Origin of the sequence: Bradyrhizobium sp. Mp27 (assembly GCF_029953005.1) — a bacterium.
Classification (GTDB): Bacteria; Pseudomonadota; Alphaproteobacteria; order Rhizobiales; family Xanthobacteraceae; genus Bradyrhizobium; species Bradyrhizobium barranii.
Window position 1 is genome coordinate 1 of record NZ_JASAUS010000019.1, and the last position, 18,665, is coordinate 18,665.

The following is an 18,665-nucleotide window of genomic DNA, read 5'->3' on the forward strand; positions in this document are numbered from 1 at the left end:
AGCACGCCTCAAGCACCTTGCGATCTTTCCTCGAAAGGTGGACTTCTCTTGCTTCGGGTATCATCCCGACCTTGAATCACGACTCACGTTCCAAGAAAAGTGGGTACTAGGGCGGGTGCGACGGGAAGCTGAGTTGGACCGTCAGGCCCGACGCGTTGTCATGCAGGGCTATCTCGGCGCCATGGAGGCGAGCGACGGCGGCGACCAGGCTTAAGCCCAGGCCGTTGCCGGGGGTGTAGCGGCTCTGTTCAAGCCGGTAGAAGCGCTTGAACACGTGATCGCGCTGATCCGCCGGAATGCCCGGACCGTCGTCAGCAATCGCGATCATCGCACCGCCATCGGCGCTGCGGCAGGTCACGCTCACCTGCCCGCCCGCGCGGCCGTGCTTGATCGCGTTGTCGACGAGATTGGCGATGGCGTCGAACAGCAGGTCGCGATCGCCGGTCACGGGCACCTCACGATCGCCGCCGAGGCTGAGACGGGTCGCGACCTGCTCAGCCGCGGCGTCGTAGAGCTCGACGACCTCGCCGGCGATCTCGGCGAGGTCGAGCGCACGAAAAGCGCTCCTGCGGGCGCGGGTCTCGATCTCCGAGATCCGCGTGATAGAGGTGAACATGCCGAGCACGGAATCGAGATCAGCGATGGTGTCGCCAATAAGCGCCGCATCCGCCTCGCCGTTTCGCGGGACGTGATAGGCCTTTTCCAGCCGACCGCGCATGCGCGTCAGCGGCGTGCGCAGATCGTGCGCGACGTTGTCGCTGACCTGTTTGACCTCGCCCATCAGCGTCTCGATGCGGTCGAGCATTTGATTGAGGTTTTCAGCGACGCGGTCCCATTCATCATGGCTGCCGCGCAGGGGGATGCGCTGATCCAGGCCCGAGAGCATGATGGCGCGGCTGGTGGCATTGATCTCTTCGATCCGTCCGACCGTGCGCCGCGTCACCAGCACGGCGGCGAGCCCCGCCAATACCAGGAGCAGCACGGCGACCGCAGCCATCGCGAGCTCGATCATGTCCCTGAAGCCGTCGTGATCGCCGGCATTGCCGAGCCTGCTCTCGACATAGGCGAGCGTGCCGAAATAGACGTAGGCCATGATCGCGGCGACGATCAGCCCGAACGCCGCGATCGCGATCAGCGCCAGCCTGAAGGTCGAGGAGCGGAGCGTCTTAGCCAGGAGCACGGAGGCAATATCCGATGCCGCGGATCGTGTGGATCAGCGGATAGGCCTGGGCATCGTCGACCTTGCGGCGGACGCGCCCGACATAGACGTCGATGATATTGGTGGAGGGATCGAAATGCAGGTCCCAGACATGCTGGAGCAGCATTGCACGGGAGACGACGCGGCCCTCGTTGCGGACGAGATATTCGAGCAGCTGAAACTCGCGCGGCAGCAGCGGAATTTTCCGGCCACGCCGGCTGGCGTTGCGCGCGATCAGGTCGATGGCGAGATCGCCGACCCGCAAGATGGTTTCCTTGGCGACGGTCTCGCTGCGCCGGCCGAGCGCCTCGAGGCGCGCCAGCAGCTCGACGAAGGAGAACGGCTTGACGAGGTAGTCATCGCCGCCGGCGCGCAAACCGCGCACGCGGTCGTCGACCTCGCCGAGCGCGGAGATGATCAGGAAGGGCGCGGCGATGCCGTCGTCGCGCAACTGGCGCATCACGGCGATGCCGTCGATGTCGGGCAGCATGCGATCGATGGTGATCACGGCATAGTCGCGGGCGACGCCGTGGCTCAGGGCTTCACGACCCGTCGCGGCAAGATCGACCTCGTAGCCCGAGGTGGTGAGTTCCTCGACGAGCTGGCCTGCGGTTTCCGGATCGTCCTCGACGACCAGAATGCGGCGGTGACCTCCGGTCATGCAAAACTCCGCGCGACGATCGCCACCAGACTATCCCGTTCCGGGGCTGAGCGGAACCGCCCGGTGGCGATCGCGACAATGGTGCGGTACCGCGATGCGACTACCAAGAGTCTCCGCACACATTGACCCATTGCCATCCATAGGCTGTCCAGCTCCTTTGCCAGCAGCCATCGTCGTAATAGTTGGCATAGTTGGCATAGAGAACGGCGCGCCGACGAAAGCGAACCGGTTGAAGCGGTGACGGTGGAAGAAGGCATGGCGACCAATGAACGGCCTGCCATGCCAGCCCGGGCCAGCAAACCGCGGGCCGAAGGCGGCGCGGGTCGCTAATGGTGCACCGACAAAGCGCGGCCCGATGGCAGCGCGGGCAGCCATTGGCGAGCCGACGAAGCGCGGCCCCATGGCGGCACGGGCAGCCATCGGCGAACCGACGAAGCGGGCGCCACCGAAACGGGCACCGCCCATGCCGCCAAATCGCATGCCGCCGCCACCCATACCGCCGACGTGCATGCCGCCTCCGCGCATACCGCCGCCGAAGCCACCCGCATGCATTCCGCCGCCACCGAAGTGCCCGCCGCCACCAAACCCGCCATGTCCGCCACCGCCGAAACCGCCGCCGCCACGGGCCAGCACAGGTGAAGCGAGCGCCATCATTGCGGCGAGCGTCACCGCAGTGACGCCTTTGAGAAGCCTGTTGTCCATCGAAGCATCCTCCGTGCTGCGCGGCGATCTTTCTGCCGCGCGAGGAGGATCAGATGAGAGGAAGGGACAGGCACCTTCAACTTACAAACGCGCCAGATTCTGACGCAGGTGTTAGGGACGAACGCTCGTTCGCTCCCTCGCCCCGTTCTGACGGGGAGAGGGTGGGGTGAGAGGCTGCGTCCCGCGAATGCGATCTAAAAAGTGATCGCGACGCTTGTCCCGTGCACCGTCAACTTACGAGCTGGAGGGGCCTTTGATCCGGTCAGCCGCATGCCTTGCCCCTCACCCGGATCGCTAGCGCGATCCGGCCTCTCCCCGCAAAGAGCGGGGAGAGGTTCAAGTATCACGCCCGCTTGCCGCCGTTCTTCTCGGCCGCGCGGCGCATGGCCTCCGCGAGCGCACCGCCGCCGGAGGATTCCTGGTTGCGCGGGGCCGACGACGTCATGCGCGCGGGGTTCCGCGAGCTGTTGTCCCGCTGCATGCCGGGCGCGTCCTTCTTGGCGCCGACCTCGTCGTCGAGGCGCAATGTCAGCGAGATGCGCTTGCGGGCAACCTCGAAGTCCAGCACCTTCACCTTGACGATGTCGCCGGGCTTCACCACCTCGCGCGGATCCTTGATGTAGTTCCTGGACATCGCCGAGATGTGAACCAAGCCGTCCTGGTGCACGCCGATATCGACGAAGGCGCCGAAGGCGGCAACGTTGGTCACGGTCCCCTCGAGGATCATGCCCTTCTGGAGATGCTTGATCTCCTCGACGCCCTCCTTGAACACCGCGGCCTTGAACGCCGGACGCGGGTCGCGGCCGGGCTTCTCGAGCTCGCGCAGGATATCGGTGACGGTCGGCAGACCGAAGGTCTCGTCGACGAAATCCTTCGGCTTCAGCGTGCGCACGATCTCGCTGCTGCCGATCAGCGCCTTGATGTCGCTCTTGGTGGCGCTGAGAATCCGGCGCACCACGGGATAGGCTTCCGGATGCACGCCGGACGCATCGAGCGGGTCCTCGCCGCCGAGGATGCGCAGGAAGCCGGCACACTGCTCGAACGCCTTCGGGCCGAGCCGCGGCACGTCCTTGAGCGCCTTGCGCGACTTGAACGGGCCGTTGGCGTCGCGGTGCGCCACGATGCTCGAGGCAAGGCCGGAACCGACGCCCGACACGCGCGCAAGCAGCGGCGCCGAGGCGGTGTTGACGTCGACGCCGACCGCGTTCACGCAGTCTTCGACCACGGCATCGAGCGACTTGGCGAGCTTGGCCTGGCCGAGGTCGTGCTGATACTGGCCGACGCCGATCGCCTTGGGCTCGATCTTGACGAGCTCGGCGAGCGGATCCTGCAGGCGGCGCGCGATCGAAACCGCGCCGCGCAGGGTGACGTCGAGACCCGGCAACTCCTCCGAGGCGAAGGCCGAGGCCGAATAGACCGACGCGCCGGCTTCCGACACCACGATCTTGGTCATCTTCAGCTCGGCCAGGCCCTTGACGAGATCGCCTGCGAGCTTGTCGGTCTCGCGCGACGCGGTGCCGTTGCCGATCGCGATCAGCTCGACACGATGCTTCAGCGCAAGCTTGCCGAGGATCGCGAGCGCCTCGTTCCACTGCCGCTGCGGCTCGTGCGGATAGATCACGGCGGTATCGACCACCTTGCCGGTCGCGTCGGTGACGGCGACCTTGACGCCGGTGCGATAACCGGGATCGAGGCCCATGGTGACACGGGTGCCGGCGGGTGCCGCGAGCAGCAGGTCGCGCAAATTAGAGGCGAACACGCGCACGGCCTCGGTCTCGGCGGCGTTCCACAGCCGCATGCGCAGGTCGATGTTGAGATGCACCTGGATCTTGGTACGCCAGGCCCAGCGCACGGTGTCGATCAGCCAGCGGTCGCCGGCGCGCTTGAGGTCGGCAATGCCGAACCGCTTCATGATCTTCAATTCATAAGCGCTCGGCACGCCCGGCGGCGGCGCTTCGGCTTCGGCCTGGATCTGGAGATCGAGGATCTCTTCCTTCTCGCCGCGGAACATCGCGAGGATGCGGTGCGACGGGAGCTTCGTCAGCGGCTCGGAGAACTCGAAATAGTCGGCGAACTTCTCGCCCTCGGTCTTCTTGCCGTCGCGCACCTTGGAGGCCATGCGCGCATTGGTCCACATCTCCTCGCGCAAAGCACCGATCAGGTCGGCGTCCTCGTCGAAGCGCTCGACCAGGATGGCGCGGGCGCCATCGAGCGCGGCAGCGGCATCGGCGACGCCCTTCTCGGCGTTGATGAAGGTTTCGGCCACGACCTTCGGATCGTTGCCCGGCTCAGCCATCAGCTGATTGGCGAGCGGCTCGAGCCCGGCTTCCTTGGCGATCTCGGCCTTGGTGCGGCGCTTCGGCTTGAACGGCAGGTAAATGTCTTCGAGGCGCGCCTTGCTGTCGGCGGCGAGAATGGAGGCTTCGAGCGCGGCATCGAGCTTACCCTGCTCGCGGACCGATTCGAGGATCGCCTTGCGGCGGTCTTCGAGCTCGCGCAGATAGCCCAAGCGCTCCTCCAGGGTGCGCAATTGCGCGTCGTCGAGCGCACCGGTCGCTTCCTTGCGGTAGCGGGCGATGAAGGGAACCGTGGCGCCGCCGTCGAGCAACGTCACCGTCGCCTCGACCTGCTCCGCCCGTACCCCAAGCTCCTGCGCAATTTTCTGGTTGATATTTGCCACGCGAGAATCCCTCTATCCAAGCACGCGACGCGGGGGCGAACCACCGGCAGCGGGACGCCGCTTATGGACCAACCGAGGTTGATTCATCAAGGTGCGGCGCGCAACCGTCGACAGAGGATTTTTTTGTTGAACCGGATGCGATCTCGCCACATTCGTGGGGATGCACGGGTTCTTCTTGCTTCGGCCGAGATACCAGCCCCGTCATCCCGAGGTGCGGGGCGAGCGCCTCTGGGTGACGGTCAGAGATGGCCGCTTGTGGCTTGACAGACGCAGCGCTTCCACGCCTGTTGGCTGCGCCGGACCACCGAACTCCACGTAAGGACCAGTCATGCGGACGACATCGGTCGGCGTCTTCAAGGTCGCCACCACCGGCCCCGGCGACGTCTCCGGCCTCATGGCCATCATCGGCTCCGGCGCGATCGACCCGACAACGATTTTGGCCATCCTCGGCAAGACCGAGGGCAATGGCGGTGTCAACGACTTCACCCGGGAATATGCCGTTGCTGCGTTGTGCACGGCGCTGGCGCCAGAACTCGGCCTTTCGCCAGAGGCGGTCGAGCAGCGCATCGCCTTCGTGATGTCGGGTGGCACCGAAGGCGTGCTCAGCCCGCATATCACGGTGTTCACGCGGCGCGAGGCTGAGCGCCCGGCAGGCATGTCCGGCAAGCGCTTGAGCATCGGCATGGCGCACACGCGGGACTTCCTCCCCGAAGAGATCGGCCGCTCCGCACAGATCATGGAAACGGCCAAGGCGGTGACAGCCGCGATGGCGGATGCCGGCATTACCGATCCCGCCGACGTCCATTTCGTGCAGATCAAATGCCCGCTGCTCACCAGCGACCGCGTCGAAGCAGCAAACGCGCGCGGCAGCAAGACGGCCACGACCAGCGCCTACAGCTCGATGGCCTATTCGCGCGGCGCCTCCGCGCTTGGGGTCGCGGTCGCGCTCGGCGAGATCGCTTCCGATGTCAGCGACGACGACGTGCTGCGGCGCTACGATCTGTTCTCGTCGGTTGCGTCCACCTCGTCAGGGATCGAGCTGATGCACAACGTCATCATCGTGCTCGGCAACTCGACGTCTTCAGCGAGCGAGTTCGAGATCGGACACGCCGTGATGAACGATGCCATCGATGCCCCGGCGGTGGTGTCGGCGCTGAACAGCGTCGGGCTTGGTATTGGCCTTGATGTTGGGCTTGGCGTCGCGCCGCTAGCCACCGAGGGCCGCGAGCTCGTCAACATCTTCGCCAAGGCCGAGGCCTCGCCTGATGGCAGCGTGCGCGGCTTCCGCCACACCATGCTGGAGGATACCGACATCAGCTCGACGCGCCACGCCCGCGCAGCCGTCGGCGGCCTGATCGCCGGCCTTGCCGGCACCGGCGCGGTCTATGTCTCCGGCGGTGCCGAGCATCAGGGGCCTGCGGGCGGCGGCCCGGTTGCGGTGATCGCGCGGCTGTCTTAATGACGCGGCGACCTCTCCGCCCGGCGCAACCCTGCCCTTCGCGCCGGCTCAGTTGATTCACGCGGGCCCTTGCGAAAAAGGTGGCGCCGCACCCACGGGGATTTTGACTTCATGACTTTGCCGATGAGCTGGAACGAATGGGCGCAGCACGATGGCGTCGGGCTGGCCGCACGCGTCCGCAAGGGCGAGCTGACGGCGAAGGAGCTGGCGCGCCAGGCCGCCGCGGGCGTCGCCAAGGTCAATCCGGCACTGTCGGGCGTGGTCGAGCTGTTCGAGGACGTGATCGCCGATCCGGCCAAGGACAGCGCCAATCTTGCCGGCCCGTTCGCCGGCCTGCCCTTCCTGATGAAGGACCTCGGACCGACCATGAAGGGCCGGCTGCAGGAAATGGGCTCGCTGCTGATGCGCGGCAATCGCGCCGCGGCCGATACGTTCCTCACCGGTAAATTCCGTCAGGCAGGCCTCAACCTGATCGGACGGACCACGACGCCGGAGTTCGGCGTGTGCAGCTCGGCCGACAATCCCGCCGTCTACGTGACGCGCAATCCCTGGAATACCGACTACACCACCTGCGGCTCGTCCGCGGGCAGCGCGGCGATGGTCGCGGCCGGCGTCGTCCCGATCGCGCATGCGACCGACGGCGGCGGCTCGATCCGCATTCCCGCCGGCGTCAACGGCAATATCGGGCTGAAAGTGTCGCGCGGCGTGTTCTCGCTGGCGCCACACATGTCCGACCTCACCGGCCTCGTCTCGATCCAGGGTTGTCAATCGCGCTCGGTGCGCGACACCGCTGCCTTCGTCGATCACGCCCGCGGGCCTGCGCCCGGCGAGTTCATGCCGTTCTGGACCACGGCGCAGCCCTATTCCGAGATGATCAAGCGCGACCCGTCAAAGCTTCGCATCGCGCTGTCGCACACCTGGGGCGACTACACCGCAACGCCGGAGATCGCCGCCGAGCTGGAGAAAACCGGCCGCTTCCTCGAAGGCCTTGGCCATCACGTCGAATACGCGCTGCCCGAGCTCGACTTCCGCGCTGCGTTTGCGGCGCAGACCACCTGCTACATCAGCAATTTTGCCGTGGTGATCTCCAACATGCTCGCCGCGCGCGGGCTGGAAAAGCCGCCGGAAGATCTGATCGAGCCCATGAACATCAGGATCTGGGAGGCCGGTCGGCACACGAGCTTCGCCGAGCGGGCAAAGATGCAAGGCGTGTTCAACACGACCTCGCGCGGCTTCGGCGCGTTCTTCGAGCAGTGGGACGTGATCCTGACGCCGATCACCGCGTTGCCGACGCCGAAGGTCGGCACGAAGGAATATCTCACCATCTCCGACAATCCAGAAGTGCTCGACTGGTTCGGCAATCTCTGGCGCTTCTTCGCCTTCACGCCGCTCGCCAATCTCTGCGGCATGCCGGCGGTCTCGATGCCGATGGCAGAGCAAGACCACGGCCTGCCGCTCGGCATCCAGGCCATCGCCAAGCAGGCCAATGACGGCCTGCTGCTGCAGCTCGCCGCCCAGATCGAGCGCGCGCTCGACGGCAAGTGGAACGGCGGCAAGAAGCCGAAGGTGCATGTGGGCTGAGAGATTGCGATCGCATTCAAAAGCGATCGCCCGCGATCTCAGTTCTTCACCGTCGGGATCACCTCCGCCGGCTGCTGCTGCCCCTGCCTGTACATCGCCAGCGCCTTGTCGAGCGCTTCGCGCAGCGCCAGCGCTGCGGCCACGCTGCAGCGCAAGTGCGCGGTCTGGACCACGTCGACCCTGACGGCGGCACCGACCGGCATCAGCAGGTTCGCGGCGAGCTCGATCTGGATCGCGCCGTTGTGGTGTCCGAAGCAGGATGCGCCGTCGAAATAGATGATCGGTGCCCGTTCCGAGCTGGAGCTCGAAATGGTCACGGGCCCCTGATTGGTGGCGGGTGTTTCGGGGTCGGCCATGGGCACTCCTTGGGGCTAGTCGACGGACGAAGCGCCCACCATCGTTGCTTCAGCACACCATGTCGAGGCCAAACCGGCCCAGGCAGACCTGCCTGATCAGCCCCATTCGGGGTTTTGCGCGGCGACCGACACTGGTCTAGAACGTCGTCATGTCCACTTCACCCACCACGCTGCCGTTCGAGGAACTCGCCGAGGCGATCAAGGGCCGTCGTTCCGACTTCGGCCATATCAGCGGGCTCCAGCTCGACCGCTTCGCCCCCGCCGAGGCCTGGTCAAGCCTGCCCTATCGTCCGGTCTTCGTCGGCGACACCGAGACCGGCGTGCTGCATGGCGGCGTCGTCACCGCGATGCTGGACGAGAGCTGCGGCATGGCGGTGCAACTTGCGCTCGACGGCACACGCGCGATCGCAACCCTGGATCTGCGTATCGATTATCAGAAGCCGGCGACGCCGGGCCTCGACATCAAGGCGCATTCGGTGTGCTACCGCACCACGCGTTCGATCGCCTTCGTGCGCTCCACCGCCTATCAGGACTCCGAGGACGATCCGGTCGCAACCGCGACCGCCTGCTTCATGGTCGGCGCCAATCGCACCAACATGCTCGCGGACCGCAGGATGGATTCGCGCAGCATCCCGACGCTGGAGGCGCCCGACGATCCGGACGGCCCGTTCGCCAACAGCCCGTTTGCGCGCTGCCTCGGCATTCGCGTCAATGACGACGGCACGCTGACGATGCCGTTCTCGCCGCAGATCATCGGCAACCCGATCCTGCCCGCGATCCATGGCGGCATGACCGGTGCCTTCCTCGAGACCTCCGCGATCCTCGGCGTGAGGCGCGAGCTCGGCATCGCCGCGCTGCCCAAGCCGATCGGACTCACCGTCAACTATCTGCGTTCCGGCCGCGCCCTCGATACCATCGCCAATGTCTCGATCGTGAAACAGGGCCGGCGTATCGTCGCCTTCGAGGCGCGGGCCTGGCAGGACGATGCGAACAAGCCGATCGCCACCGCTTTCGGCCATTTCATGCTGCGGCCAACGTCCGGAAGTGACGAGGAATAGGCGTATTTTCCCTTGACGACCGGAGTTCCGGCCACAACGATAGCGCGTTTCCTGCGAGGGGTATTGGGTTGCGGCATCCGCTCGACATCATCGCCATGTTCGCCGCGCTCTGGCTGCTGGCGTCGATGGTGCTCGACGCGCTGACGCCGAAGGAGCTGACCGCGGTGATGATCGGCATCGCGATCGGGCCCGCCATCGTCATCACCGCCGTGTTCTATTATTTGCGCTGCCCGCGCACCGATTTCGCGGTGATGTTCGCAGCGCTCTGGCTAATCTCCGATATCGCCATTGCGTTCATCTCGCCGACGCAGCTGCCGTATTTCCTGATCGCACTCGGCTTCGTGCCGGCCCTGCTGATCGGCATCGTGCTGCACTGGCAGCGCTTCCAGCACCGCCACGAGCGCCTGCCCGCGCCTTCGGTGAAGCGGGGCTAGCGCGGTAGCAGGTTTGTTTTAGCGAGATCGAGCACCTCGTCACCGCGCCCGTTCATCACCGCGCGCAGCACCCAGAGGCTGAAGCCCTTGATCTGCTCGGGCGTGATGGTCGGCGGCATCGACAGCTCCTGCTTCGCCGTGACGACATCGAGCAGCGCGGGTCCGTCATGGGCCAGCATCTCCTTCACGGCCCCCGGAAGCTCGCCGGGGTCCTCGACGCGTTTGGCGAAAATGCCCATCGCGCGCGCCATCGCCGCGAAATCGGGATTCTCAAGGTCGACATTGGTGTCGACGAACCCGGCCGCCTTCATCTCCAGCGCAACGAAGCCGAGCACACCGTTGTTGAAGACGACCACTTTCACCGGCAGCTTCATCTGGGTCAGCGTGATCAGGTCGCCCATCAGCATGGTGAAGCCGCCGTCGCCGGAGAGCGAGATAACCTGGCGGCCGGGCTGCGAAGCCTGCGCGCCGATCGCCTGCGGCATCGCGTTGGCCATCGAGCCGTGCACGAACGAGCCGATCAGCCGGCGGCGGCCGTTCATGTCGAGGTAGCGCGCGGCCCACACCGTGGGCGTGCCGACATCGGCGGTGAAGACGGCGTCATCAGAGGCATGGTCGCTAACGACTTTTGCCAGATATTGCGGATGGATCGGCTTGCTGCCCGGCGTCCCCTTCGCAAGCGAGTCGAGCCCTTCGCGCGCCTTCTTGTAGTGCGCGATGGCGTCGTCGAGATGCCTCCGCTGGGTCTTGGTCTTGAGCAACGGCAGCAGCGCCTCGATGGTCAGCTTGACGTCGCCGACGAGGCCGAGATCGATCTTGCAGCGCCGTCCCAGATTTTCCGGGCGGATGTCGATCTGCGCGACCTGCGCATCGGTGGGGAAGAACTGCTTGTAAGGGAAATCGGTGCCGAGCATTACCAGCGCGTCGCAGGCGTGCATGGCGGCATAGCCTGAGGAGAAACCGATGAAGCCGGTCATGCCGACGTCGTAGGGGTTATCGTACTCGACATGCTCCTTGCCGCCGAGCGCATGCACGATCGGGCTCTTCAGCGCTTCAGCCAGCTGCATCAGCGGCGCGTGCGCGCCGGCGCAGCCGCGACCACAGAACAGGGTGATGCGCTCGGCACGGTTCAAAAGGTCCGCGAGCGCCTTAAGCTCGTCGGCCTGCGGCACAACCTTCGGCGCCGACAGCGCAAGCCCGCGCATCGTCGACAGCGCGCGCTTGGGCGGGCTGCGGAACGCGACATCGCCGGGCATGGCGATCACGGCGACGCCGCGCAGGCCTACGGCCGCGCGGATGGCGTTCTCGATCACGTAAGGCAGCTGGCTCGCATCCGACACCAGCTCGCAATAATGGCTGCACTCCCTAAACAGGTTTTGCGGATGGGTTTCCTGGAAATAGCCGCCGCCGATCTCGGCTGACGGGATCTGCGCCGCGATCGCAAGCACGGGGACGCGACTGCGATGCGCATCGAACAGGCCGTTGATCAGATGCAGATTGCCCGGGCCGCAGGAGCCCGCACACACAGCGAGGCTCCCCGTCATCTCGGCTTCGCCGGCAGCCGCGAAGGCCGCGACCTCCTCGTGCCGGACATGGATCCATTCGATGGTGCCGCGGCGGCGCAGCGCCTCGGTGAGACCGTTCAGACTGTCGCCGACGATGCCGTAGATGCGCTTGACGCCGGCCTGTTCGAGCGTTGCCACGAACAGATCGGCCACGTTGTTGATCGCCATGTCGGTCTCCTGATCTCGCTGACGCGGCAGGATAGGATACAAATCCACGACGCCGGGATCACGGCTTGTTTATTACCACGGAGTCTTTCGCAATCGCCCGATCGTAAGCCGTGATCGTCGCTTTCGCGCGGGCCGCGACATCGGCCGCATTCATACCGGCCTTGTAGAGGCTGGAGCCGAGCCCGAACGCCGTCACGCCGCCCTTGATGTATTCGGCAAAATTCTGGTCGGAGACGCCGCCGACGGCGGCGATCATCACGCCCGCCGGCAGCACGGCACGGATCGCGGCGATGCCGGACGCGCCGAGCACGCTGGCCGGAAAGAATTTCAGGCCCGATGCGCCGGAGCGCGCGGCGAGCAGCGCCTCGGTCGGCGAGAACACGCCCGGCAACGTCACCATGGCGTACTGGTGTGCACGCGTGAGCACCTGCGTATCCACATTCGGCGAGACCATCAACTTGCCGCCGACATCGTTGAGACGATCGACATCTGCGGCGGTCAGCACCGTGCCGGCGCCGATCAGAACGCCGGGCGGCGCGAGCTTCGCGACAGTCGCGATCGAGCGGAACGGCTCCGGCGAATTCAGGGGGATCTCGATCGCGGTCATGCCGGCCTCGATCAGCACGCCGACGATCGCCTCGGTCTCCTCGGGCTTCACACCACGCAGGATCGCGACCAGCGGACGCTGCATCGGCGGAAAGGGAACGCTCATCTCAAGATTCCTCTCATTTCGTCCAGATCGCAGCAGCGGCCATCGACAGGCCACGGCGAACGGCTTCATCGGCATCTATCGGCCGCACGGTGACCGACAGCGCATCGAAGGCGAGCCGGTACAGCATCGCGAGCCGCCCCGAAGCAATCAGCGTGATGCCCGCTTTCGGCACCGTGCCGGAGAGCCCTGCCGCCAGCTCGACGCCGATCAACGTGCCCGACAGCGTCTCGCGCGCGGCGGCCGGCGTGCCGCCGAACAGGAGCTGCCGCGACCGCGCAGTGAACAAAAGGTTGGCCGCGAAGGCCGGCGCTTCATACGCGGCTTTCACGGCCGCCTTGAAGCTCGCGACATCCTCGGCATCATCGGCACTGGCGACCGCCAGCGACAGAATCGTCTCGCGCGAGACCACGCTGAAGAGCTCGCCGGTCATGAAGGTGGAGAAATGCGCGACCGTGCCGTCCTTCACGCGCACCCATTTCGAATGCGTGCCGGGCATGCAGACCAGCGCTTCGCCTGCGGCCTCGAGACCGAGTGCGCCGACCAGCTGCGTCTCCTCGCCGCGCATCACGTCCGGCGCCTTGGTATCGCGCTGCGCGATCCCAGGCAGGATGCGAATATCGCGCGTCTCGCCGGGCACAAGCGCGGCCTGCTTCAGCACGGCAGAGAGCGGCGCAGGTGTGTCAACATAGCCGGCCTCGACCCAGCCGGTTTTGGCGCCGGCCATGCCGCAGACAAGCACCGGCAGCTGGGCTGGGGCCTCGACTGCCTTGAGATGCGACTGCAGCACACCGGCAAAGCCGGCCTTGGCCGCGGCCAACATGCCCTCATCGCTGCGACGTTCAGCCAGCACTTTGCCGGCACGGTCGATCAGCCAGAGGCGGAAGCTACTGGTGCCCCAGTCCACCGCGACATAGGCGGGTTCGGTCATCTCAACGGGTATCCTTGGTCTCACCGGCAAGACGCCGTCTCGCGACAATGAGACGGACGCTCGCAAATCTGCCCCGGGATATCGGCTATTGTCGCCTCAAACCAGCAATTTTTCGCAAGTCTGAGGCGCTCGTCGCGTTGGCACACGGCTTGCGATGCGGTGGCACACCGCTTGCTAAAGCTGTCCTGTTCAAGTCCAGGAACGCGCAACAAGACGCGTCAACATCAGATGAGGAAACCCATGGAGATCGGCTATTTCACGATGCCTTCGCATCCGCCGGAGTGCGGCCTGAAGGAAGGAAACGACTGGGACCTGCAGGTCATGCGCTGGCTCGACGAGCTCGGCTACCAGGAAGCCTGGGTCGGCGAGCACCACACCGCACCCTGGGAACCCAATCCCACGCCGGACCTTCTGATCGCGCAGGCGCTGATGCAGACCAAGAATATCCGCATCGGGCCGGGCGGTTTCCTGCTGCCCTATCACCACCCGGCCGAGCTCGCCAACCGCGTCGCGATGCTCGACCATCTCTCCGAGGGTCGGCTCAATTTCGGCGTCGCAGCTTCGGGCCTGCCGAGCGACTGGGCGATGTTCAACGTCGACGGCATGAGCGGACAGAACCGCGACATGACCCGCGAGGCGCTGGAGATCATCCTGAAGCTGTGGTCCGATCCCGCGCCCTTCACCTACAAGGGCAAGTTCTGGACCGTGACCAAGCCGGACACGATGTTCGATTTCCTCAAGCCGCACATCAAGCCGCTCCAGGCCCCGCATCCGCCGATCGGCGTTGCCGGATTATCGAAGAACTCGGACACGCTGAAGCTCGCCGGCGAGCGCGGCTTCATTCCGATGAGCCTCAACCTCAACCCGGCCTATGTCGGCAGCCATTGGGACTCGGTCGAGATCGGCGCCGCCAAGACCGGACGCAAGCCGAACCGCGCGGACTGGCGCCTCGTGCGTGAGGTGTTCGTCGCCGACACCGACGAAGAGGCGTGGAAGCTCTCGACCGGTGACATGATGGGCCGGATGATGCACGAGTACTTCCTGCCCCTGCTCGGCCATTTCGGCTTCAAGGACTATCTGAAGCACGCGCCCGACGTGCCCGACAGCGACGTCACCGTCGAATATTGCGCCAAGCGGAACTGGATCGTCGGCTCGCCCGCAACTGTCGCCGAGAAGATCGAGAAGATCTACGACGAGGTCGGCGGCTTCGGCGTGCTGCTGGTGTTCGGCTTCGACTACAAGCACAAGCCGGAGGCCTGGCGCCATTCGCTCTCGCTGCTCAGCAAAGAGGTGATGCCGCGCCTGAAGCATCTCGGCTCCGCGAAGAAGGCCGCTTGACGCGCGGCGGGTGCGGCGCAATCGTGTCGCACCCGCCCTCGTTTCGGAGATTTCGGCGTGAGCGTCGACGCTAAGGATCTCAAACTGGCTATGCGCCAATGCGCCGGCGCGGTTGCGCTGGTCACGGTTGGCGCCGAGCACGGCAAGCGCACCGGGTTGACCGTGACATCAGCCTGCTCGCTGTCGGACAATCCGCCGTCCCTGATCGTCTGCGTCAACCGCAACGCCAGCGCACATGCGCGAATCCGCGAGGAAGGCGCCTTCGCGATCAACTTCTTGCACGAGGACCACGCCGTGCTCGCGCTCACCTTCAGCGGCCAGAAGGGCGTCAACGGCGACGACCGATTTGCGTTCGGGCAGTGGACACGCGGCACAACCGGCGCGCCGGTGCTGACGGATTCGGTCGCCGCATTCGACTGCGTGCTGGCGCAGGAATTCGAAACCAAGACGCATTCGATCTTCGTCGGCGAGGTGCGCGGCGTCTCGCATTCCGACGAGGCCGCACCGCTGGTGTATCTGCGCAGCGGCTTCCACGTCCCTCACGAGATCCGCGGCACCGTTTCAGTCGGCGACCTCGATTCGCGGCATCTGAGCTGGAGCGATTTTTCGTAAGAGCGCGCCCTAGTCTCGGTGCCCCTTCCTTCTCCCCTTGTGGGAGAAGGTGGCGCGAAGCGCCGGATGAGGGGTCTCTCTCCGCGCATTCGCTGCAGCAGGGGCATTCGCGGAGACATACCCCTCACCCGTCTCGCCGCTTTGCGGCGAGCCACCCTCTCCCACAAGGGGCCTGTTGCGTAATTCGTCAATTGTGATTCCCTAGGGCAAAGCCCCGGAGGTAGCGATGGCGGTCAAGCGGACGGGACAGCCGAGCTTTGTGGAAGCGTTGATGCCGAAGGGGGCCGGCGCCAATGCGGCGCTGGATCGGCTGGCTGGCCTGGTCAAGTGGTACCGGTTCGAGAAGCTGATCGGCCATTTGCGGGATGAAGGGAGCCCCGGTCGACCAGGCTATCCGGTGCTGGTGCTGTTTCGTGCTGTGCTGTTGCAGTCGCTCTATGGTCTTTCGGAGCGCGAACTCGAGGAAGCGCTGGGCGACCGGTTGTCGTTCAAGCGCTTCGTCGGTTTGAGCCTTGAGGATGCGACGCCCGACCACACGGTCCTGAACCGCTTCCGGAACCAGCTCGTTGAACAAGGCCTGCTGGAGAAGCTGTTTGGCGAACTGGATCGTCAGCTTGAGAATGCTGGCGTGATCCTCAAGCGCGGCACGATGCTGGATGCGACCTTGATCCAGGCAGTCTCGGCTCCGCCCAAGGAGGATCGCCCCTCAAACGACCCTGATGCCCGGTTTGCCAAACGGCAGGGCAAAAGCGGCTCGACCTTCGGTTACAAGGCCCATGTGGGTGTGGACGAAGGATCTGGCTTGATCCGCGCGGTGCTGACCACACCGGCCAACATCAACGACACGACACCGGCGGACGCTTTGATCCGCGGCGATGAAGCTGCGGTGTGGGCCGATGCGGCTTACGACACCCATGCCCGACGGGCCAGGCTGAAGGCGGAAGGCAAAAAGCCCCGCATCGCTCGTCGGCCCAACAGACATCACCCGGAACTGCCGCCCAGGCTCAAACGCTACAACCTCCTCATCGCGCGCCGCCGAGCCCAGGTTGAGACCACCTTCGCTACTCTCAAACGCCGCATGCGGCTAACCTGCATCCGCTACGTCGGCCTGATCAAGGCGACCGGGCAAGTCCTGCTCGCCTCGATCGCCTTCAACATGAGGCGGTGGGCCACAATCGCCGCGTGAGTTGCCCTCCGAGGGCGACAACTACGGATCTTGGCAGGCAATTGCCGGGACCAGGGCCTTCGCTCCTGACGTCTTCAGCCTCAAGAGCCCATAACGCAACAGGCCCACAGGGGGAGAGGGAAAGAACGCTCGCCGCATGGGACCGGCGCTACTGCGCAGTCTCGATCTTCAACTGCTTGATCTTCCGATAAAGCGTGGCGCGGCTGAGCTTCAGTGCACGCGCCGCCTCGGTGACGCGGCCGCTATGCTTGCGTAGCGCCTCGACGATTGTCGCGCGCTCGGCCGCTGCGAGATCGGGCTCTGCCGTCCTCCCACCAAACGGAGGCAGATCGAGATCGGCATCCGTGACGACACCGTCCTCCGCCGTGCAGCCGGCAAGCCGCAGCACGTGGCGGAGCTGGCGCATGTTGCCGGGATAGGGATAGGCCGAGAGCAACGCCCAGGCCTCGTCCGACAGGCGGCAATCCGGCGCCTCCTCGCGCGCGATCTGGCGGATGATATCGTCTCTATCGGCGCGCTCGCGCAACGCCGGCAGCCGCACCTCCATGCCGCGCAGGCGGAAGTAGAGATCGGCGCGGAAGGCGCCCTCCTCCGCCATGCGGCCGAGGTCGCGATGGGTCGCGCTGATCAGGCGGATGTCGACCGGCACCGGCTTGAGCGCGCCGAGCGGCCAGACCTCGCGGTTTTCGAGCACGCGCAACAGGCGCGTCTGCAGCGCGATCGGCATGTCGCCGATCTCGTCGAGGAACAGCGTGCCGCCATCGGCCTGCACGATCAGACCCTTCGAGCCGTCGCGGCGCGCGCCGGTGAAGGCGCCCGCCTCATAGCCGAACAGCTCGGCGTCGATCAGGCTCTCCGGCATCGCCGCACAGTTCAGCGCGACATAATGGTTGCGGGCACGGTTGCTCGCCGCGTGAATGGCGCGCGCGAACACGTCCTTGCCGACGCCGGTCTCGCCATACAGCAGCACCGGCAGATTGTGGTCGCCGATGCTCCGCAGCCGTTTGACACTTTTGATCAGGCCGGGATCGCGACCTGCGAGCCGATGCAGCGAATCGAAACGATCGACGGGAACGTCACGACGCTGAGTGGACGGCCTCGCCCGCAGCGGCGGCGCGACATGTCCCTGCCCGAGCGCGCTGCCGTCCGCGCGGCGCAGTTCGACGATCTCGTCCGCGCTGCGCGCAGCCCGATGCTCGAACTTGACGTAGCGCGACAGATCGATGCCGGTCGCGATCATGCCGTCGGTGAGGCCCAGCAGCGCGCGCGCCGAACGACAGGCGCCGACGATGCGGCGATCGTCGTCATAGGCGAGCAGGCCGCTGCCCCCGTCGCCCGGCACGGTGGCGATCCAGGCGTTCCGGAAATAGCCGCGGAAGATCGCGCCCTCCATCCGCCGCGTCGCCTCCATCGTCACGGCAAGCGCAAGCTGATGCGCGGCGCGTTCGAGATCCTCGCGGCACGAGGTGATGTTCACGGCACCGGCGAGCCGGCCGGCCTGATCGAACAACGGCGCCACGGCGCAGGAGAACATGTGCCACTGCGCGCGAAAATGCTCGTCGCGATGCACCAGGATGGGCTTCTCTTCGGCAAGCGCAGTGCCGAGCCCGTTGGTGCCCTCGAAGGTCTCGGCGAAATTCGAGCCGGTGTAGATCTTCCAGTCCAGAAACATCTTTGCGTCGGCTTCGCCCGGCAGGTGGCTGAACAGCATGGTCGCGTTCACGTCAGCGAGATTGACGCAGTAGCCGGCGTCGCGGAGGATACGGGCGAGATCGTCGAGCTCGGGGGTCACGAGCCTTATCGTCTCCTCCAGGGGCTCGGCGACGTGGCGAATCTCGGCTTCTGTCAGCGTTTGCGGCGGGCCCTGGCGGGCGGGGTCGAGCTTGTGGCTCACCAGGCAGCGCCGCCAGGAATTGGCAATGCGCGAAGAGGCATCGACGTCGGCCACGTGATTGGCGACGGACAAGACACGGGCGACATGGTTCGAGGCCGAAAGGCTGGCCATCGCGGACGTCTCCACCCTGCAT

Annotated in this window: 15 protein-coding genes and 1 pseudogene; 7 read left to right on the plus strand and 9 right to left on the minus strand. The window is 65.7% G+C overall.

Annotated elements, in window-relative coordinates:
- Positions 1–106: 106 nt before the first annotated feature.
- The 4 genes and pseudogenes from QJT78_RS13235 to QJT78_RS13250 all read right to left on the minus strand — a co-directional run bounded on the left by QJT78_RS13235 (position 107) and on the right by QJT78_RS13250 (position 5,241).
- Positions 107–1,180 carry a HAMP domain-containing sensor histidine kinase gene (locus QJT78_RS13235; protein WP_028151531.1) on the minus strand — a complete coding sequence of 358 codons (1,074 nt, stop codon included), beginning with the start codon at positions 1,178–1,180 and terminating at the stop codon, positions 107–109.
- Positions 1,167–1,859 (minus strand): response regulator transcription factor, encoded by a 693-nt coding sequence (locus tag QJT78_RS13240; protein WP_028151532.1) that lies wholly within the window; start codon positions 1,857–1,859, stop codon positions 1,167–1,169. Before QJT78_RS13240 ends, QJT78_RS13235 begins: the two co-directional genes overlap by 14 nt.
- A 100-nt stretch (positions 1,860–1,959) precedes the next feature.
- Positions 1,960–2,561 (minus strand): annotated as a pseudogene (locus QJT78_RS13245) (hypothetical protein).
- Positions 2,562–2,904: 343 nt separating this feature from the next.
- The gene (locus tag QJT78_RS13250; protein WP_028151534.1) at positions 2,905–5,241 is read right to left on the minus strand and encodes a Tex family protein; all 2,337 of its coding nucleotides are present in this window, start codon (positions 5,239–5,241) and stop codon (positions 2,905–2,907) included.
- 328 nt (positions 5,242–5,569) lie between these two features.
- On the opposite strand from QJT78_RS13250, the gene QJT78_RS13255 reads away from it, so the two are divergent.
- Positions 5,570–6,700: a ring-opening amidohydrolase gene (locus QJT78_RS13255; protein ID WP_028151535.1), complete on the plus strand. Its 1,131-nt coding sequence runs from the start codon at positions 5,570–5,572 to the stop codon at positions 6,698–6,700.
- A 111-nt stretch (positions 6,701–6,811) separates the two neighbouring features.
- Complete coding sequence (locus QJT78_RS13260; RefSeq protein ID WP_038942776.1) at positions 6,812–8,281, plus strand: amidase; 1,470 nt, start codon at positions 6,812–6,814, stop codon at positions 8,279–8,281.
- A gap of 38 nt (positions 8,282–8,319) precedes the next feature.
- On the opposite strand, the gene QJT78_RS13265 is transcribed toward QJT78_RS13260, so the two are convergent.
- Entirely contained in the window at positions 8,320–8,637 is a 318-nt protein-coding gene (locus tag QJT78_RS13265; RefSeq protein WP_028151536.1) for a hypothetical protein, read from the minus strand.
- Positions 8,638–8,786: 149 nt separating this feature from the next.
- Between QJT78_RS13265 and QJT78_RS13270 the strand changes: the two genes are divergently transcribed.
- Complete coding sequence (locus QJT78_RS13270) at positions 8,787–9,695, plus strand: PaaI family thioesterase (protein ID WP_038942775.1); 909 nt, start codon at positions 8,787–8,789, stop codon at positions 9,693–9,695.
- Between the two features lie 68 nt (positions 9,696–9,763).
- Positions 9,764–10,129, plus strand: a complete 366-nt coding sequence (locus QJT78_RS13275) for a hypothetical protein (protein ID WP_038942774.1) — start codon at positions 9,764–9,766, stop codon at positions 10,127–10,129.
- On the opposite strand, the gene poxB is transcribed toward QJT78_RS13275, so the two are convergent.
- From poxB to QJT78_RS13290, 3 genes are read right to left on the minus strand one after another with little or no spacing between them, the layout of a single operon-like run.
- Complete coding sequence (gene poxB, locus QJT78_RS13280) at positions 10,126–11,862, minus strand: ubiquinone-dependent pyruvate dehydrogenase (protein WP_028151539.1); 1,737 nt, start codon at positions 11,860–11,862, stop codon at positions 10,126–10,128. The two genes, QJT78_RS13275 and poxB, sit on opposite strands and share 4 nt — an antisense overlap.
- Before the next feature lie 58 nt (positions 11,863–11,920).
- Positions 11,921–12,574 (minus strand): 2-dehydro-3-deoxy-6-phosphogalactonate aldolase, encoded by a 654-nt coding sequence (locus QJT78_RS13285; RefSeq protein ID WP_028151540.1) that lies wholly within the window; start codon positions 12,572–12,574, stop codon positions 11,921–11,923.
- A 13-nt stretch (positions 12,575–12,587) separates the two neighbouring features.
- On the minus strand, positions 12,588–13,502 hold the full coding sequence (locus tag QJT78_RS13290) for a 2-dehydro-3-deoxygalactonokinase (protein ID WP_028151541.1): 915 nt from the start codon (positions 13,500–13,502) through the stop codon (positions 12,588–12,590).
- A 240-nt stretch (positions 13,503–13,742) separates the two neighbouring features.
- On the opposite strand from QJT78_RS13290, the gene QJT78_RS13295 reads away from it, so the two are divergent.
- From QJT78_RS13295 to QJT78_RS13305, 3 genes are all read left to right on the plus strand, one after another.
- Complete coding sequence (locus QJT78_RS13295) at positions 13,743–14,840, plus strand: LLM class flavin-dependent oxidoreductase (protein WP_028151542.1); 1,098 nt, start codon at positions 13,743–13,745, stop codon at positions 14,838–14,840.
- Between the two features lie 57 nt (positions 14,841–14,897).
- Positions 14,898–15,452 carry a flavin reductase family protein gene (locus QJT78_RS13300; protein WP_038942768.1) on the plus strand — a complete coding sequence of 185 codons (555 nt, stop codon included), beginning with the start codon at positions 14,898–14,900 and terminating at the stop codon, positions 15,450–15,452.
- Between the two features lie 226 nt (positions 15,453–15,678).
- Positions 15,679–16,638: an IS5 family transposase gene (locus QJT78_RS13305; RefSeq protein WP_038942767.1), complete on the plus strand. Its 960-nt coding sequence runs from the start codon at positions 15,679–15,681 to the stop codon at positions 16,636–16,638.
- Positions 16,639–16,786: 148 nt separating this feature from the next.
- On the opposite strand, the gene QJT78_RS13310 is transcribed toward QJT78_RS13305, so the two are convergent.
- Positions 16,787–18,643 carry a sigma-54-dependent Fis family transcriptional regulator gene (locus tag QJT78_RS13310; protein ID WP_028153293.1) on the minus strand — a complete coding sequence of 619 codons (1,857 nt, stop codon included), beginning with the start codon at positions 18,641–18,643 and terminating at the stop codon, positions 16,787–16,789.
- Positions 18,644–18,665: the final 22 nt, after the last annotated feature.

Excerpts from the sequence above, each read along its gene's own strand:
- QJT78_RS13270 (WP_038942775.1), top strand. The coding sequence starts at position 8,787 with ATGTCCACTTCACCCACCACGCTGCCGTTCGAGGAACTCGCCGAGGCG.
- QJT78_RS13265 (WP_028151536.1), bottom strand. The coding sequence starts at position 8,637 with ATGGCCGACCCCGAAACACCCGCCACCAATCAGGGGCCCGTGACCATT.
- poxB (WP_028151539.1), bottom strand. The coding sequence starts at position 11,862 with ATGGCGATCAACAACGTGGCCGATCTGTTCGTGGCAACGCTCGAACAG.
- QJT78_RS13295 (WP_028151542.1), top strand. The coding sequence starts at position 13,743 with ATGGAGATCGGCTATTTCACGATGCCTTCGCATCCGCCGGAGTGCGGC.
- QJT78_RS13255 (WP_028151535.1), top strand. The coding sequence starts at position 5,570 with ATGCGGACGACATCGGTCGGCGTCTTCAAGGTCGCCACCACCGGCCCC.
- QJT78_RS13310 (WP_028153293.1), bottom strand. The coding sequence starts at position 18,643 with ATGGCCAGCCTTTCGGCCTCGAACCATGTCGCCCGTGTCTTGTCCGTC.
- QJT78_RS13240 (WP_028151532.1), bottom strand. The coding sequence starts at position 1,859 with ATGACCGGAGGTCACCGCCGCATTCTGGTCGTCGAGGACGATCCGGAA.
- QJT78_RS13285 (WP_028151540.1), bottom strand. The coding sequence starts at position 12,574 with ATGAGCGTTCCCTTTCCGCCGATGCAGCGTCCGCTGGTCGCGATCCTG.
- QJT78_RS13290 (WP_028151541.1), bottom strand. The coding sequence starts at position 13,502 with ATGACCGAACCCGCCTATGTCGCGGTGGACTGGGGCACCAGTAGCTTC.
- QJT78_RS13305 (WP_038942767.1), top strand. The coding sequence starts at position 15,679 with ATGGCGGTCAAGCGGACGGGACAGCCGAGCTTTGTGGAAGCGTTGATG.
- QJT78_RS13260 (WP_038942776.1), top strand. The coding sequence starts at position 6,812 with ATGACTTTGCCGATGAGCTGGAACGAATGGGCGCAGCACGATGGCGTC.